We start from the raw sequence: 15,738 nt of genomic DNA on the forward strand, positions 1-15,738 counted from the left end.
TACTTATTACTCATCTGTCCTGGAGGAGCAACCAGATTCAAAAAGGGCTCAAAATATTATGGCAACGAAGATTGCAAATATAGTCCCCGCTCATGCGATCCACCCTGGGGAAGTTCTTAAAGATGAACTATATGCACGTGATATCAAACAAAAGGACTTTGCGGAATTGACAGGAATTCAACCTTCTCAATTGAATGAGATAATAAATAAGAAAAGGGGAATTAACGCAGAGCATGCACTATTAATTGGTAAGGCGCTTGAAATGGATTCACAACTTTGGTTAAATCTGCAAACGAACTACGATTTAGACTTAGCTAGAGTAAATGAAAAAATTCAAGCCAAGCTATCTGATATTGAAATGTGGCAGCAGATTCGCGCATTTGTACCTGAGAAATATTTACGGAGACTTGGATACTTTCATGGGAATCTGCGAGAGGATGTTAACATTCTAAAATCAATATATCACATCGATAATCTAGGTCAGTTGCAAGGAGCACTTGTTGCAATGAACCATGCACGTCTTAGGAAGTCACAGAACTTAGACTTTGACCCCAAAAACTTGTTTGCATGGCTTAAGATCCTAGATTTCGAGGCCGGTCAGATAGAAGTACCTCCGTTTAAAAAAGAGAGCGAAAGTCAATTGATTGACCTTCTACGTGATGCCATCTGGAAAAATAAAGATACAGTCCAGACAGTAAAACAGATACTTGAGAGCCATGGCATAAAAATGATAATATTGGAAAATCCAGAGAAATGCCCCATCGATGGTTGTGCATTTTGGAACGGTGAAAGCCCAGCGATTGGACTTACTATGCGTCACAATCGGATTGATAATTTCGCATTCACATTATTCCACGAGTTAGGTCATATCTTTTTACATCTCGCCAATAATAGACTGGCTGAATTTGTTGATTTTGATTTAGACTCAACCGCCGATCAAGGTTTAGAAGAGGAGCGGCAAGCTGACAACTTCGCTAAGGATATTTTGATAAATCCAGAACTATGGCTAGCTTTTTTAAAAAGCCCGGACAAGTTTCAGGAGAAAGCAATGATAAATATGGCGCGAAAAGCAAAGACTCATCCAGCTATCATCAAGGGAAGATTATCACATGAATTGCAGAATTACCGAATAAAAACCCGCTTCAACCACAATTTGAATTAAATTCAACCTACCAAAACTAACATCCATGAAGTTCGAAGATTATCAACAAAGCGCAAGTCAAACTATTCAACAATATATCAACGATGATCGTATAAATGAATTTATCCCGTTCCTTGGAATCATTGGTGAAGCCGGTTCAGTTTTGACTGAACTTAAAAAGAAACTTAGGGATGGGGATGGATATGGCGCTTTCAACGAAAAACTGAAAGAAGAACTTGGAGATGTACTATGGTATATCTCAACTATTGCTACACAACATCAAATCTCACTAGAAGAAATAGCAGCCAAAAATATCAGAAAGATTACGGATCGGTTTTCAGATGGAAACACTGAAAACTTTTACATATACGATGAGGCCTTCGCTTCAAATGAGCAGTTTCCAAGGGAATTCGAGGTGAGATTTGTCCCATTCATTGAGGATGGAAAAAATAAAATGAAGATTCTACATTCTGATGGTTCCCCAATTGGAGATCCTCTCACTGATAATGCCCACGAAGATGATGGGTACCGATTTCATGATATTTTTCACTTCGGTTATGTCGCCTACTTAGGCTGGTCACCAGTTATTAGAAAACTACTTGGATTGAAAAGAAAAAGCACGGCGACAATTGATGAAGTTGAAGATGGTGCAAGGGCTGCAATTACTGAGGAGTTAGTTACCCTCTATATTTATAATCATGCTCAAAATCACCGGCTGTTTAAATATAGTGATAGAGTAGACACCGATGTATTGAATACCGTACAAAAGCTTGTTAGCAAGATTGAAGTAAAAAATTGCACAGCCAAACAATGGGAGGTATGTATTATTTCTTCTTATAAGGTCTTTGACGAGTTAATGAAGAATGATGGAGGAAGGGTTTTGATTAGCATAAAAAATCGAAAGATGCTATACCTCGGCAAAAACTGACATATGGCAAATATTATCCGATCAGACACTTGCTTTTCAGCTTGGGTGGATGTGTTCGAACACCTCTCGCTCCAAGAAAATAAGGATGACACAAACCTTTTGGTTCAAATCAATGACCCAACGGACTTCTCAGGTATAGATACTTGGCTCACCGATTATGATCCCGAAAAATACGCACCTGGGAAGGGGAAAGTAAGGCACGTTGTAAATACAATCTTTCCTTTCAGACTAAAAAGTTACTTTCCGAACCGGGAAGATTTCTATAGAAAGTATGTTAGCATATTCAATAGTTCGACAGCCTACAAGAATTGGGGCACTTATTTTCAACGGCTGATTTCATTCGGCAGAGAATGCCAACCACAAGGAATAAATCAACTCGAAAGAGCTATTCAAGCTCTTCAAGGAGGTAGTCCTCAAAAATACTTCATTACATTCCATATTACGGCAGCAAACATTGAAAGTAATGTGAGACCTTTGGGCGGACCTTGTTGGCAATATGGTGAATTGATAATTAATGAATTGGGCGCTCTTGACCTTGTTGCAGTTTACCGAAACCATGATTATTACTGCAAAGCATTAGGAAACTTCATTGGTTTAGCCAAACTCTTGAACTTTATTTGCACTGAGAGTGGGAAGCGACCGGGAAGATTAATAATTCACGCAATTCACGCTTATTCTAGTCAACCAATGTCAAAACTTACGCGTTTAATAAATAGGTGAAAAACAGAACAGTGTCAGAAGTTAGCTATATAGAATTTGCAAACTTGTGCAAAGAGGTGAAAGAATGTTTACGTTGTCCTAGAATGGCTAACTCTTTAAGAGTTTTGAACAGTTCTTCAGGCTCAATTACATCAAGAGTTTTATTCATCGGCGAAGCACCCGGGCGCCTAGGGGCGGATGGATCCGGAATACCTTTTCATGGCGATAAGTCTGGGCACAACTTTGAAGCGTTACTAAGCGGAGCTGGACTGAGTAGATCAATTATCTTTGTAACCAATGCAGTTTTATGCAATCCTAAGGATGAAAAAGGCAACAACTCCACGCCTACGAAGCTTGAAACGGCAAATTGCGCTACATTCTTAAAAAAACAAATAGAGTTAGTCGATCCTACAGTTATCGTGACTCTAGGAGCAAGTGCCCTCAAAGCACTGGCAAATATTGTTGAACATAACTTTACCCTTAAGGATTCAGTCCGAAATGCCCTGTCATGGAATAGCCGAATCTTAGTACCGTTATACCATCCGGGCCAACGAGCTATGATGAGCAGGCCATTTGAGATTCAGCAAGAAGACTACAGATTTGTAGTTGAATGTTTAAAAGAAAATTTACAAGGGTTTCTTCCAACATCCAATGAAGAACACGTCGATTTGATGTTACTTGTCGATTATGTATTGAGCAAGGTAAGCACGGTAACGTATCAAGTTTTACATAAACTGATTTATCTCGTTGATTACAAGGCAATTTCAAAGATAGGACGTCGCCTTACATCGTCTCATATTGTTAAACAAAAAGAAGGACCATACTGCACTGATTTGCATTTATATAAAATACATCGCTCTCTTCCCTATATCAAATCACGAGTACTATCAAAAAACAATATAGTCCTATACGCTCCGTCGAATTCTCTTTTTGAGGACAGACTAATTGATCAATTTGAAATCTCGGACGACGCTAAGGGAATTGTTGACGATGTACTATCTACTTACAGCCAAAAATCGAATACAGCACTACGTAGGACAACGTTGTATACAAGGCCTATGCGTAAGGTGATTTATAGAGAGCTAAACGAGAACATTGATCTTAACAATAGCGTACTTTTTTGAATCAAGGCTTTCGATACCACTTTTCGACGCCGACACTCACCACTGGCTTCGATGTACAAACTACATCCTGCTCAGCATTTTTTTGTAGCCCCGCCAAGAATCGAACTTGGATCTAGAGTTTAGGAAACTCCTATTCTATCCATTGAACTACGGGGCCAATAAAACCGGGAACTAAATGAGCAGAATCCCGGCGGGCCCGCAAATTAGCCCGTTTTTGTAATTTAGACGTACCGAATTCAAAAACACCCCCTGCTCCTCCCCGCCCGATACCGCGCCCGCCTCCTGCCCGCCGCCCTGCTGGCCGTGTATGCCGCCCTTTGCGTGCCCATGACGGCCATCGTGCTCCAGTACCTCCCCGCCGGCACCGACACGGCCTTTCTCGGCATCAAGCAGGACTATATCGCCATCCCCGGCTACCTCGCCGCCTTTTACGTGCACGTGTTCACGGGGATCCTGGCCCTGCCGGCGGGGCTCACGCAGTTCTCCGGAACGCTGCGCAAAAGCTACCCCGGCCTCCACCGCGCGCAGGGCAAGTTCTATGTAGCCGCCATCCTCGGCCTTGCCGCGCCCTCGGGGCTTTATATCGGGATCTTCGCCAACGGAGGCCCCGCCTCGCAGCTCGCCTTCGTGCTCCTCGCCCTTCTTTGGTTCTGGACCACGCTGAAGGCCTATACCACCATCCGCGCCGGCAACGTCCGCGCCCACGAGGCCTGGATGCTCCGCTCCTTCGCCCTCACGCTGTCGGCCCTCACGCTCCGCGCCTGGAAGTGGGCGATCGTGGGCCTCTTCCACCCGCCCCCGATGGACGTGTACCGCATCGTGGCCTGGCTCGGGTGGACACTCAACCTCGCCATCGCCGAATACCTCATCTTCAAAAAGCAACGCCCATGACCCGTATTTCCACCGTCCTGCTCCTGAGCATCGGACTCGCCGCCTGCGGCGGCAACGCCTCGAAGCCCCTTGTGCAGGGCGCCAGCACCGAGAAGAAGCCCAGCAAACCAAAGGGGCCCTACATCCCCGAAGTGCGCGCAGGCTACGAAGGCTACTATACCGGCCTATTCGAAGCCGCCGATGGCAGCGGCGGGCACGACAACAACCGCATCTCGGTGCGCATCGACTCGGCCCGCGACGGGAAGGTCTGGGGCACCTCCATCGTAGCCGGCAACGAGCGCCCCTTTACCGGCAAAGCGGAGGACGTCGGGGGACGCATCTCCATCACGGCGCAGGAGCCCGGCACCGACAAATGGGACGGCACGTTCTTAATGGCCCTCGACGGCGACACCCTCTCCGGGCGCTGGGATGCGTTCGACAAGGGCCTCCCGGTGCCCGCCCGTACCTACCGACTCGCGAAGCGCGCCTTCCGCTACGACCCGTCGGCAACCTTCAACGACGAGGTGTTCGAGGGCTTCATGATCGCCACCTACGCCGAAAGCACCGACAAGGGCGAGCGCCTGTCTGAAAAGGTCCTTGAACTGAACCCCTCGAAGGTGCTCCTGAAAAGCAGGGACGTAGAGAACCTGTATAAATCCGACCTCGAGCTCCTGCGCAACTCCATCTACGCCCGCCACGGCTACTCGTTCCGCAACGTGCGGATGCGCCGCTTCTTCGACCATTACGTGGACTGGTACATGCCGGTAAGCACCGACGTCACCGCGCAGCTCACGCCCATCGAGCAAAAGAACATCGCGCTGCTGAAGCGGTATGAGGGGCATGCGACGAAGTACTATGACTCGTTTGGGCGATGACCCACCCCCGGCCCCTCCCAAAGGGAGGGAGTCGTGAGCCGTGAGGCGTGAGGCGTGAACGGGTGAGCATGTGAGCGGAGCGAACCTGTCATTGCGAGGCAGATGGACGCCAGGGGCGGACATCAACGAAGCAATCTCCCCCGTTACGCGTGAAGCCGAAAAGAGCGCACAATACGCTGACGCCTATACTGAATCTACGTTCCAGGCTTTGACACACTCCGCGTAGCGCGGATTTACGATCACTCCGCGTAGCGCGGATTTACGATCACTCCGCGTAACGCAGGAGATTGCTTCGCTGCGCTCGCAATGACGGCGTAGCTCCGCTGCTCACCCGCTCACCTGCTCACTCGCTGACCCATCGACCCGCTCACTTGCTCACCCGCTCACGCACTCACCTGCTCACCCGCTCACCCGCTCACCTGCTCACCCCATTCACGATTGACGATTCACGATTCACGATACCGTACCTTCACCCCCTGCGAAATCCCCCTACATGAAGCCCCTGATCAACATCATCAACCAGCTGCACGAGATCGAGAAAAAGCTTCCGGACGGCGGCAGCATCGGACGCCACCTCGAGCGGATCCGCCATGAGCTCGAAGCCCTCGGCTACTCCTGGCACGCGCCCACCGGCGAAAAATGGGACGCCACGCGCACCGACTGCGAAGCGTCCATCACCGGCACCCTCCGCGACCGCATGGTCATCACCGATGTCATCAAGCCCGTGATCCACCAGGAGCAGGAAGGCACCCGCAGGATCGTGCAAAAGGCCGTGGTGGTGGTAGCGTAAAGGCAAGAACACGGGTTGTACGGATGCCACGGATAAGCACCGATCATCCGTATCCGTCCGTACCACCCGTAACATCCGTAACATCCGTAACATCCGCGTTCCTTATCTCCCTCAGCGGCAAACACTCAAACGCTCAAAACACCGAACCCTATAGCCCCCATGCATTTCATCAACTTCGGTATCGACCTCGGCACCACCAACTCGCTCATCGCCCGCTTCGAGGGCGGCTCCGTGCAGGTATTCAAGAACCCGCGCGCCCACCGCGAAACGCTGCCCTCCGTGGTGGCCTTCCGCGGCGACCGCACCCTCGTGGGCGACAAGGCGCAGGAGCTCATCGCCAAGGACCCCGCCAACGTCATCGGCTCCTTCAAGCGCAAGATGGGCACCGACGAATCCTACTTCGTGCCGGCCACCGTGTCGTTCGTAACGCCCATCGAGCTCTCCGCCGCCGTGCTCAAGGAACTCAAAAGCTTCGTGCACACCGGCGAAGCCGTGGAGCGCGCCGTCATTACCATCCCCGCCTCCTTCGATACCATCCAATCCAACGCCACCAAAAAAGCCGGCTACGCCGCCGGCTTCACGGAGGTTGTATTACTACAGGAGCCTATTGCGGCGGCCCTCGCCTACTTCAACGAAAGCAAACGCGAACTCCCCGAGAGCGGCAACTGGCTCGTGTACGACCTCGGCGGCGGCACCTTCGACGTGGCGCTCGTGTCGATCGTGAACGGCGAGCTCCGCGTGGTAGACCACGAGGGCAACAACTTCCTCGGCGGCATCGACTTCGACCACCTCCTCATCGAGGAGCTCATCGTACCCGAGCTGGTGCGCCTTACCGGCAATGCCGCCATCGGCGAAGAGCTCCGCAACCGCGACGGCGCCCTCGAGAAGCTGTTCTACATCCTGCTCTATAAGGCCGAGGCCGCCAAGAAAGAACTCTCCACCGCCGACAGCACCGAGATCGAGTTCAATATTCCCGGGCAGGAAGAGGAAGTGGTGCTCACCCTGCGCCGCGCCGACCTGGAGCGCCTCCTCCACGACCGCATCGCCGGCACCACCGACCTCATCGCGGCCATCCTGAAGCGCAACGCACTCGCACCCGCCCAGGTGGAGCGCATCATCCTCGTGGGAGGCTCCACCTATATTCCCTACGTGCGGCGCCTCGTGGCCGAGCGCACCGGCATCACACCCGCCTTCGACGCCGACCCCACCACCGCCATCGCCGTCGGCGCCGCGTACTATGCCGGCTCGCGCCTCGCCGCTGCCGGTAGTGCTACGGCGACTGCCCCCGACGTTGCGACTCCGTCCGCCGAAGCCCCCGAAGGGGCGAAGGCGAGACGCATCAAGTCGGTGTTCCCGACCGTAAGCTCCGAAGAGGAAGAGCTCTTCATGGCAATGCCCGAGGAGGGCGACTTCAGCGGCCTCTCCTACCGCATCACCCGCAACGACGGCGGCTTCGACTCCGGGCTGCGCCCCGTGGGCACCCGCATCTCCGAGTTCCTGCCCCTGCAGAAAGGCGCGCCCAACAGCTTCACGCTCACCTTCACCGACGCCAGTGGAAATACGGTGCCGGTGGCGCACGGTCCCATCGAGATCATGCAGGGCAAGTTCAACGTGGCGGGGCAGCCGCTGCCCAACGACATCTGCCTCGAGGTCGACGATATCGAGAACAACCGCACGAAGCTGCAGGTGCTCTTCGAGCGCAACGCGCTGCTGCCGCTCAAGAAAACGATCTATAAGGAGATCACCCGCACCATCCCCAAAGGCTCGCCCGAGGTGCTGGTGATCAACGTGCTCGAGGGCACGCGCCACAGCCGCCCGCACTCCAACCTCGTCATCGGCGTCATCGAAATAAAAGGGGCCGACCTGAAGTCGGACCTCGTCAAAGGCTCCGACGTAGAAATACGGGTGGAGATGAACGAGTCGCGCGACCTCAGCATCAGCGCCTTCCTGGCCATGAGCGAGCAGGAGTTCAAGAACGTGTTCAGCACCTCCGAAAAGCAGGTGAGCCTTGCCCGCCTCCACGAAGACCTGCACGCCCTCCTCCGCGAGATGAAGCTGGAGCTCCGCGACGAGCGCGAGCGCGACGACGAAAGCGCCTGGACGAGCGAGTTGCGGCAATGCATCAGGGATGCCGAGCGCCTGCAGGCCCGCCTGCAGAAGCTCTCCGAAAAAGACCTGACCGACGCCAAGTGGGAGATCTCCGAGGAGCGCCGCCGCATCTCCGTCCGGTACGATGCCCTCGGCTCCGAGCAGCGCCTCGCCAACCTGCAGGAGGAGTACCTCGGGCACAAGCACTTCATCGAGGAGCAGCTTCCGTTCGTGGACCTCGACCAGGATAAGCTGCTTGCCGAATTCGACCGCATCACGCAAGACGAGCGGCACTTCCTCCGCGCCCAAAGCCCCGCCATCCTCCGGGCCAAGATCGAGGCGCTCGACAGCCTCCGGCGCAAGCTGCTCTCCAACACGAAGCACTGGATCACGCGCATCTTCCTGCAGCTCTCGAACCTGCCGCCTGACGCCTATACGAAACCGGCCGCCGCGAAGGCGCTCATCAGGCAGGGCGAGGAAGCACTCGAACGCGAGCACTTCGAAGGTCTGCGCAGCGCCGCCATCCAGCTGTCGCACCTCGTGCACGGCGCCTCCGACGAGCTCGACGCGGTGAAGATCAAGGGAACGGGGATCGGATAGGGTGAGCAAGTGAGCAGGTGAGCGGAGAGAAGGAACGCGGATGATGCGGATGCCGCGGATTTGAGCGGATGCAGTGATCCGTGTTTTATCCGCCCAAGCCGTGCCATCAGTGTTCCTGCTCTTTTTTCCGATCTTCGTGATCTCCGACGCAAGGAACCTGTGTAGCATGGAAACACCCCTCACAAAGACCCGCCTCATTCCCTACCGCTCGCCGGTGCGGCCCGTGCTGCATGCGGGCGAGCCCCTGGCACCCTTCTCCCAGCAGACGCTGCAGCGCGCCCGCAAGAAGCTCCTCGCCGAGCTTGCCCTCAGCAACGACGAATTGCAGCTCGACGGCCTTACCTATACACGCAACGACCTCACCGTGCTGTTCCAGGATATGACTGAAAGCGAATGGAGCGGGCACTGCCTCCTGTATTCGATCCCGGGCCTCCTGCAGTTCCTCGAGGAAAGCCGCTTCGACGCCGAGGCGATGGCTCCCGCGCGGCAGTATCACTATAAGCCCGGGTTCACCGCCTTCGTATCGGCCTGGTTTGCGCCGGCCTTCCGCGACGCGAGCGGCCGCTTCATCCGCGACTCGGCGCCCCGCCCGCTCGTGGAGCTGTTCCGCTTCGCCGACTTCATCGCCCCGGAAGACAGCACCGAGGCCTATGAGCGCCTCCGCATCTATTTCGAGGAGCTCGGCTTCCTGCTCCGCAACTGGACCTGGGAAAAGATGCAGGAAGACCCGAGCCGCATCGGCTGCCTTTTCGACCCCGACTGGATCGCTTTTCTCAATGCGCTGCCCGAGCCGCTGGCACCCGCGCGCGATGCGGTGGTGGAGCAGTTCCTCGGCATCGTGTACCGCCTGCAGCACAAAGCCACGTGGAAGCTGCTCCAGAAGATGTGCGCCCAGTTGCAGCAGGTGCGCTGCAACCCCGAGCTCCGCACGCAGGTAGACGAATACGAGTCGATCATGCGCGGCAACATGACGACCATCGCCACCCGGAACAGTAAGAGCAGCGGCGGCGGCTGGAGCCTCGGCCGCGGTGCCTGGGCCATTGGCTGGATCCTGCTGATGGTGATCCGCGCGCTCACGAGCGACTCCTGCAACCGCCCGAAGAGCTACCATAACCTGGAGTATGTGCCGCGGACGACCATCGTTCCCGCACCTGCAAGCGAAAGCGACCGGCCAGCCGGTAACAACGAGCGGCTCCGCCTCGCGCTTGCCGACCTCGTATCGGTGAAGGAGCACGCCGGCACCAGCCAAAAAATCGCTACCGGCACCGCGCCCTTCAATGGCATCAGCACACTCCCCACAGATTCCGGCGCGGCCACCCTGGCGGTGCACAATAAAACCGGCTACGACATGGTACTGCTGGTGATGAGCCCCAGGCGCCCGCTCCGCGACCGCTATGGCGGCCTGCAGGCCGTATATCTACGGAGCGGGGCCATGCATACGATATCGCTCAACCCGGAGGAGGACCTGCTGAAGGCGGTATTCGGCACCGGTTGGGTGCGCCTCGAGCTGCCGCGTCGCGTATTCCTGGTGAATGAGGAAGGTACCGGCTCGGCGCGCACGATCATGCCCATGTTCCCGATCAGTGAGTTTTTCCGCAAGCCGCTCGACGAGCGCCGGTTCCTGTCGGCCGACATCCTGCTGCACAAGGAGCCGGGGATCGGCGACCCGGCGAGCGTGCCCTTTCACACCCCCTCCCGAAAAGGCAAAGCGCCCAATGCGCTCACGTTCGTCAAGAAGGGAAGCCGCATCGACGTCCGCGGTGAAGGCACGTATTATATGTCGGTGAGCAAAACGCAAGACTAGGGAGGATTTCAGATCTGGGATCTCAGATTTCAGATGTATTGCTGACGCACGCTGGAAAGAGCTCAGATCTTTTGCTGCCGGGTGGCCCAAGATTATTCCTGTATTCTTGCTGGAAAGGGAGGATAAAACCCGGCCGCGTGGACCTGTAGATCTCAGATCCGAGATCACCGATCTGAGATCTCCCCCGGTTCGCTTATCTTTGCCGGCCTTTCGCCCCATTATGAAATATTATAATACCCTCATCAAATACCGTCTCCCGCTCGGCCTGCTGCTGATCGCCGGGGGCATCGCCCTCAATGTGACCATCAGCGGCTTCTGGCCGGTGTTCCCCCTTTACTTCGTGGGCGCCATCCTCATCTTCGGCCACTTCTTCTTCGGCCCGCTGCGCCTTATCCAGGAGCATATGGAAAGCGGCAACATGGAGGAAGCTCAGAAGGTGATCGACTCGGTGAAGTACCCCAACCTGCTCTACAAGCCGATCCGCTCGGTGTATTACACGCTGAAGGGCAACATCGACATGATGAACCAGAAGTTCGACTCGGCTGAGATCAACATGAAGAAAGGCCTCGACCTGGGCAGCCCCATGAAGGAAGCCGAAGGCGCCAGCCTGCTGCAGATGGGGATGCTGTCGCTCCAGAAGAACGACCTCCGCACCGGCGAGCGCTACATCCGCGAAGCGCTCCGCAAGGGCCTCCACGACAAAGACAGCCAGGCGGCCGCCTACCTGCAAATGAGCTCGCTGATGATGAACAAGCGCGAGTTCCGCGCCGCCAAGGACTTCTTCCGCAAGGCAAAAGCCCTGAAGCCCTCCAACCCCCAGATCGTAGACCAGATCAAGCAGGTGGAGAAATACATCGCCCGCATGCCGGGATAAGGTTTATTGGTCTATTAGTCTATTTGTTTATTAGTAAGGGTCGTCTTAGGACGACCCTTCTTTATTGCCTGGAAGATGCGGGTTATCTACGATGCCGCTCAAGGCTCACGGAACATAATGGTGGTAACTGAGGACCAGCGTCACCTCCGATTCCCACTGAAAAATCCGCAGGCTTGTAATAATTGAGGTCCCGGGTCACTCTGCGGACTCGGGGATGGCCGGTATAGGTACGTGAAACCAACCCCACAAAACCACCCAAAACCTCCCAAACCCTTCAAAACCTTAAACTGCCTCCACCTTCACTACCGCATCCAGGTTGAGTGGACCGTAGATATGCGGGAACTCTTCGCTGACGGAGGTGGCTACTTCCCATTTGAGCTCGTGCTCCAGCTTGTCGGGGTCGATGGAAAGCTTGACCAGATCGGTCTGGCCGGCGAAGTAGCGCTCAAGGACGCCGCGCACCTGGCGCTCGTCGGCCGAGGCATGGATAAAGCCTTCCACCGGCAGCGAGGCAGCCTCGTATTGTCCTTTCTCCTGTGCTGCCTTCCATTCAGCGGCCGTGGTCACGTGGTAGATCATGAGTGGTGTATTTGTGCAAAGATGCAGCCGGGCCCCAAGCCGCTACAGATAGGCAACAAAAGAATTTTCGTTTACAACTAAATTTTTAGTTGGTTAACTAAAATATTAGTTATAGGTTAGCGTTAGAGAAAAGGGTTTAGATAGGTTCAGAAGGGTTCAGAAGGGTATTGATAGGCAGGTAGTTCCTTACCAATAAACAAATAGACCAATAGACCAATAAACAAATAAACATGAAAACGTTGACGAAAGCCGAAGAGCAGGTGATGCAGGCGCTCTGGAAGATCGGCGAGGGGTTCATCCGCGATCTGCTCGACATCCTGCCGGAGCCGAAGCCGCACCAGAATACGGTGGCCACGCTCCTGAAGATCCTCGTGGAAAAGGGCTTCGCCGCCATCCGCGTGGTGGGCCGCCAGCACCAGTACTACCCGCTCGTTACGAAGGAAGCCTACTCGAAAGCCTCGCTCAAAACGATGGTCAAGAATTACTTCAGCGGCTCCTATACCGACGCCGTATCGTTCATGGTGGAAGAGAACGGCCTTTCGCTCGAAGACCTCGAAGCCCTTATCAAACAGATCAAAAAAGGAAAGAAATGAACGCGCTGCTCCCCTACCTGCTGAAGTCGGTGCTCTGCGCCGCGCTACTTTACGCCTATTACTACGCAGCCCTGCGCAACCGTGCCTTTCACCAGTGGAACCGGTTTTACCTCCTGCTCATCGTGCCGCTGTCGCTGCTGCTGCCCCTGGCACGCATCGAATGGCAGCGCCCGCAAGCCGTGGCCGACGGGCCGGTGCGCCTGCTCGAGGTCGTGAGCGGCGGCAACGAGCTGATGGATGCCGCCGAGCTCCCCGGCCAAGCGCCCTTCGACTGGACCCTGCTGCTCTACTGTATTTATACGATCGTGGGCGCCGTGCTGCTCGTTCGCCTCGCCCGCGCCCTCTGGCAGCTGCACCGCCTGTCGGTGCGCTTCCCCGCGCGACCCGTGGAGGGCATCCGCTTCATCGAGGCGCCGGTGCCGGGCACGCCCTTCTCGTTCTTCCGCACCATCTTCTGGAACCCCGCCATCGACCCCGCGTCGGGCAGCGGCCGGCAGATCCTGCAGCACGAGCTGGTGCACGTGCGCGAAGGCCACTCCTTCGACAAAGTATTTCTACAGGTGACCCTCGTGCTCTGCTGGTTCAACCCGGTATTCTGGCTCGTGCGCCGCGAGCTCGACCTCGTGCACGAGTTCATCGCCGACCGTAAGGCCGTGGCCGACGGCGACGCGTCCACGCTCGCGCGCCTCATCCTGCAGGTGGCCTCACCGCAACACTATGCGGGACTCGCCAACCCCTTTTTTCATAACGCCATCAAACGAAGGATCCATATGCTGAACAACACCCAGCGCGCCCGCATGCAGTATGCCGGCCGCATCCTTGCCCTGCCCCTGCTCGCCCTCGTGGGCTTTGCCTTTGCGCTGCGCAGCCCCTCCCACGCGCAGGCACCCATCAAAGGACCCGACAAAAAATTCGTCGTCGTGATCGATGCCGGCCACGGAAAGAACGCCAACGGCAGCTGGAACGGCGCCCGCGGCGGCGAGCTGTACGAAGACCAGGTGGCGCTCCAAATGGCACAGAAGATCCAGGCAGCCAACAGCGATCCCAACCTGCAGATCGTGCTGACACGCAGCAGCGACGCGATGGTGCCTCTGCGTGAACGCACCGGGCTCGCGCAGCAAGCAGGCGCCGACCTGTTTATCTCCGTGCATATGGCCGCCGTCACGGACCCTGCGTCTGCCACGGCCACCAAGAAGGGCGGCATCGAGGTCTATATCTCCGGGAAAGACGTCGTGCAAGCGAAAGAAAGCCGCCTCTTCGGCTCCATCGTGAAAGAATCGCTCAGTACCGTATACGCCACAGCCCCGCAGCTCATTACCCCGCAAAGAGGCATTTGGGTAGTGGACCAGGGCATCTGCCCCGCGGTACTGCTCGAACTCGGCTACATCACCAATGAGCGCGACCGCAACTTCTTTACGAATGTCGCCAACCAGGAGCAGGTGGCCCGCGCCATCCTGTCGGCCATTGCGCGCTACCGGAACGAAAGGGAAAAATCGACCGGCGCCGCGGGCATCGTGCCGCAGCAGACTTCCGGCATGGCCTTTACCCCGAATACCATTCACCTGAAAGGTGCGGTATCGCTCGAAGGGGAATTCCCGCTTATCGCAGTCAACGGCAAATTGTACCGCAGCAAGCAGGAATTGCGGAACGATCTGGTCCAGCGCTTCCCCGGTGTGCGCCCCGCCGATAACCTGGACCTCGAGCTCGAAGCCACCACGCTTACCGGAGCGGAAGCGGCCGCCAAATACGGGAAGGACGCTACGGGTGGCCTGATGGAGATCGTGATGACCGAAACGCAATTGAAAAAGTTCCTGGCGCAGCTCCTGCGGGCCGAAGGAGGCGAAACACCGGCGCAGGCAACCTCGGGCGGTGATGCTCCCGCGGCTGCCACTCCGGCGCGGACAGCCCTCCGCACGCAAGCATCCGCTTCGGCAACTACCCTGGATACCGTTCCGGCGAAAAAGCAAACCGTGGCGCTCACGGCACGGACCTACACCGCCGAAGAATTGCAACAAATCCCGCTGCAGCAGTAGCTGAAACCCGAAGGGCACGATCAAATCGACGCCTATGCCATCAACGCGGAGGACCGCAACGGCGACATTGTAGAATTACGGGGCACGGTATCACCCGGCACGTCCCTGGCAAACGACCTCTTTGCGAAGGCGAAACCCGGCAGCAGCGTCATCATCGATCAGCGAAAAGAAGGCAGAAAGGGAGAAAGCGTGCGGCTTCCCTCGCTCGTGTACCCCGTGAAGTGACCGGCCTTCAGGCACCGAACAGCTCCGTGATCTTCTTGCGCCGGTAGGCAAAGAGGTTCCGGAGCTCTTTTTTTACAAACCCGTGGCCGATGTTGCCGAGCGGCCCGAAGGGAAGCTTGTAGTGAATGATGTCGGTCATCTCCACGCCGCCGTTCTGCTCCACGAAGTGGTGCTCATGGTGCCAGATCGAGTACGGGCCCTGCCGCTGCTCGTCCACGAAAAAGCGGAGGCGCTCCACATGCGTGATCTCGGTCATCCAGAACATCGGGATCCCAAGCAGCGGCTTTACTTTATAGGTGATGATCTGCCCGGGGTAGATCTCTTCGCCGTGCAGCTCGTTGGTGAACTTCAGGTTCAGGTGCTCCGGTGTGATCACCGCAAGGTTCTTCGGGTGGGAAAAGAAGGCCCAGGCTTCCTCGAGGGAAAGCGGCAACTGCTGGACCTGCTTCAGTACATGTACGCTCATGACGCAATAACAAACGGTGCGGTGTAAAGTTCCGGGGCGTAAAGAGAAA

At 55.7% G+C, this 15,738-nt stretch carries 14 protein-coding genes and 1 tRNA gene; 12 read left to right on the top strand and 3 right to left on the bottom strand.

Annotated features, from left to right (window positions below):
• Positions 1 to 58: 58 nt before the first annotated feature.
• Genes ABD937_RS20530 through ABD937_RS20545 form a run of 4 tightly spaced genes read left to right on the top strand, consistent with a single transcriptional unit; the run spans position 59 to position 3,892 of the window.
• A complete protein-coding gene (locus ABD937_RS20530) occupies positions 59 to 1,162 on the top strand; it encodes a HigA family addiction module antitoxin (RefSeq protein ID WP_345257813.1) in 1,104 nt (367 codons plus the stop codon).
• Between the two features lie 25 nt (positions 1,163 to 1,187).
• On the top strand, positions 1,188 to 2,069 hold the full coding sequence (locus ABD937_RS20535; RefSeq protein WP_345257815.1) for a nucleoside triphosphate pyrophosphohydrolase family protein: 882 nt from the start codon (positions 1,188 to 1,190) through the stop codon (positions 2,067 to 2,069).
• Positions 2,070 to 2,072: 3 nt separating this feature from the next.
• On the top strand, positions 2,073 to 2,789 hold the full coding sequence (locus ABD937_RS20540; protein ID WP_345257816.1) for a thymidylate synthase family protein: 717 nt from the start codon (positions 2,073 to 2,075) through the stop codon (positions 2,787 to 2,789).
• Positions 2,790 to 2,800: 11 nt separating this feature from the next.
• Positions 2,801 to 3,892, top strand: a complete 1,092-nt coding sequence (locus tag ABD937_RS20545) for a uracil-DNA glycosylase family protein (RefSeq protein ID WP_345257817.1) — start codon at positions 2,801 to 2,803, stop codon at positions 3,890 to 3,892.
• Positions 3,893 to 3,977: 85 nt separating this feature from the next.
• On the opposite strand, the gene ABD937_RS20550 is transcribed toward ABD937_RS20545, so the two are convergent.
• Positions 3,978 to 4,049 (bottom strand) — tRNA-Arg (locus tag ABD937_RS20550).
• Positions 4,050 to 4,195: 146 nt separating this feature from the next.
• Between ABD937_RS20550 and ABD937_RS20555 the strand changes: the two genes are divergently transcribed.
• The 6 genes from ABD937_RS20555 to ABD937_RS20580 all read left to right on the top strand — a co-directional run bounded on the left by ABD937_RS20555 (position 4,196) and on the right by ABD937_RS20580 (position 11,793).
• Positions 4,196 to 4,783 (top strand): DUF2306 domain-containing protein, encoded by a 588-nt coding sequence (locus ABD937_RS20555; protein WP_345257818.1) that lies wholly within the window; start codon positions 4,196 to 4,198, stop codon positions 4,781 to 4,783.
• Positions 4,780 to 5,637 (top strand): YARHG domain-containing protein, encoded by an 858-nt coding sequence (locus ABD937_RS20560; protein WP_345257819.1) that lies wholly within the window; start codon positions 4,780 to 4,782, stop codon positions 5,635 to 5,637. Before ABD937_RS20555 ends, ABD937_RS20560 begins: the two co-directional genes overlap by 4 nt.
• A gap of 493 nt (positions 5,638 to 6,130) precedes the next feature.
• Positions 6,131 to 6,427 (top strand): hypothetical protein, encoded by a 297-nt coding sequence (locus tag ABD937_RS20565; protein ID WP_345257820.1) that lies wholly within the window; start codon positions 6,131 to 6,133, stop codon positions 6,425 to 6,427.
• A 159-nt stretch (positions 6,428 to 6,586) separates the two neighbouring features.
• Positions 6,587 to 9,115: an Hsp70 family protein gene (locus tag ABD937_RS20570; protein WP_345257821.1), complete on the top strand. Its 2,529-nt coding sequence runs from the start codon at positions 6,587 to 6,589 to the stop codon at positions 9,113 to 9,115.
• Positions 9,116 to 9,281: 166 nt separating this feature from the next.
• Positions 9,282 to 10,919 carry a hypothetical protein gene (locus ABD937_RS20575; RefSeq protein ID WP_345257822.1) on the top strand — a complete coding sequence of 546 codons (1,638 nt, stop codon included), beginning with the start codon at positions 9,282 to 9,284 and terminating at the stop codon, positions 10,917 to 10,919.
• A gap of 220 nt (positions 10,920 to 11,139) precedes the next feature.
• Positions 11,140 to 11,793, top strand: coding sequence for a tetratricopeptide repeat protein (locus tag ABD937_RS20580; RefSeq protein WP_345257823.1), 654 nt, complete (start codon positions 11,140 to 11,142; stop codon positions 11,791 to 11,793).
• 282 nt (positions 11,794 to 12,075) lie between these two features.
• Here ABD937_RS20580 and ABD937_RS20585 read toward each other — a convergent pair whose 3' ends face one another.
• The gene (locus tag ABD937_RS20585) at positions 12,076 to 12,372 is read right to left on the bottom strand and encodes a DUF952 domain-containing protein (protein WP_345257824.1); all 297 of its coding nucleotides are present in this window, start codon (positions 12,370 to 12,372) and stop codon (positions 12,076 to 12,078) included.
• A gap of 230 nt (positions 12,373 to 12,602) precedes the next feature.
• On the opposite strand from ABD937_RS20585, the gene ABD937_RS20590 reads away from it, so the two are divergent.
• Both ABD937_RS20590 and ABD937_RS20595 read left to right on the top strand, forming a co-directional pair.
• On the top strand, positions 12,603 to 12,965 hold the full coding sequence (locus ABD937_RS20590; protein WP_345257825.1) for a BlaI/MecI/CopY family transcriptional regulator: 363 nt from the start codon (positions 12,603 to 12,605) through the stop codon (positions 12,963 to 12,965).
• The gene (locus ABD937_RS20595; RefSeq protein ID WP_345257826.1) at positions 12,962 to 14,998 is read left to right on the top strand and encodes an N-acetylmuramoyl-L-alanine amidase; all 2,037 of its coding nucleotides are present in this window, start codon (positions 12,962 to 12,964) and stop codon (positions 14,996 to 14,998) included. Before ABD937_RS20590 ends, ABD937_RS20595 begins: the two co-directional genes overlap by 4 nt.
• Positions 14,999 to 15,230: 232 nt before the next feature.
• On the opposite strand, the gene ABD937_RS20600 is transcribed toward ABD937_RS20595, so the two are convergent.
• Positions 15,231 to 15,689 carry an SRPBCC family protein gene (locus ABD937_RS20600; RefSeq protein WP_345257828.1) on the bottom strand — a complete coding sequence of 153 codons (459 nt, stop codon included), beginning with the start codon at positions 15,687 to 15,689 and terminating at the stop codon, positions 15,231 to 15,233.
• Between the last annotated feature and the right edge of the window lie 49 nt (positions 15,690 to 15,738).

The sequence above is a fragment of the Flaviaestuariibacter amylovorans genome, from assembly GCF_039541815.1.
Taxonomy (GTDB): domain Bacteria; phylum Bacteroidota; class Bacteroidia; order Chitinophagales; family Chitinophagaceae; genus Flavisolibacter; species Flavisolibacter amylovorans.

Coding starts and splice junctions, on each gene's coding strand:
- ABD937_RS20530 (WP_345257813.1), top strand. CDS start 59: ATGGCAACGAAGATTGCAAATATAGTCCCCGCTCATGCGATCCACCCT.
- ABD937_RS20535 (WP_345257815.1), top strand. CDS start 1,188: ATGAAGTTCGAAGATTATCAACAAAGCGCAAGTCAAACTATTCAACAA.
- ABD937_RS20540 (WP_345257816.1), top strand. CDS start 2,073: ATGGCAAATATTATCCGATCAGACACTTGCTTTTCAGCTTGGGTGGAT.
- ABD937_RS20560 (WP_345257819.1), top strand. CDS start 4,780: ATGACCCGTATTTCCACCGTCCTGCTCCTGAGCATCGGACTCGCCGCC.
- ABD937_RS20565 (WP_345257820.1), top strand. CDS start 6,131: ATGAAGCCCCTGATCAACATCATCAACCAGCTGCACGAGATCGAGAAA.
- ABD937_RS20570 (WP_345257821.1), top strand. CDS start 6,587: ATGCATTTCATCAACTTCGGTATCGACCTCGGCACCACCAACTCGCTC.
- ABD937_RS20575 (WP_345257822.1), top strand. CDS start 9,282: ATGGAAACACCCCTCACAAAGACCCGCCTCATTCCCTACCGCTCGCCG.
- ABD937_RS20580 (WP_345257823.1), top strand. CDS start 11,140: ATGAAATATTATAATACCCTCATCAAATACCGTCTCCCGCTCGGCCTG.
- ABD937_RS20585 (WP_345257824.1), bottom strand. CDS start 12,372: ATGATCTACCACGTGACCACGGCCGCTGAATGGAAGGCAGCACAGGAG.
- ABD937_RS20590 (WP_345257825.1), top strand. CDS start 12,603: ATGAAAACGTTGACGAAAGCCGAAGAGCAGGTGATGCAGGCGCTCTGG.
- ABD937_RS20595 (WP_345257826.1), top strand. CDS start 12,962: ATGAACGCGCTGCTCCCCTACCTGCTGAAGTCGGTGCTCTGCGCCGCG.
- ABD937_RS20600 (WP_345257828.1), bottom strand. CDS start 15,689: ATGAGCGTACATGTACTGAAGCAGGTCCAGCAGTTGCCGCTTTCCCTC.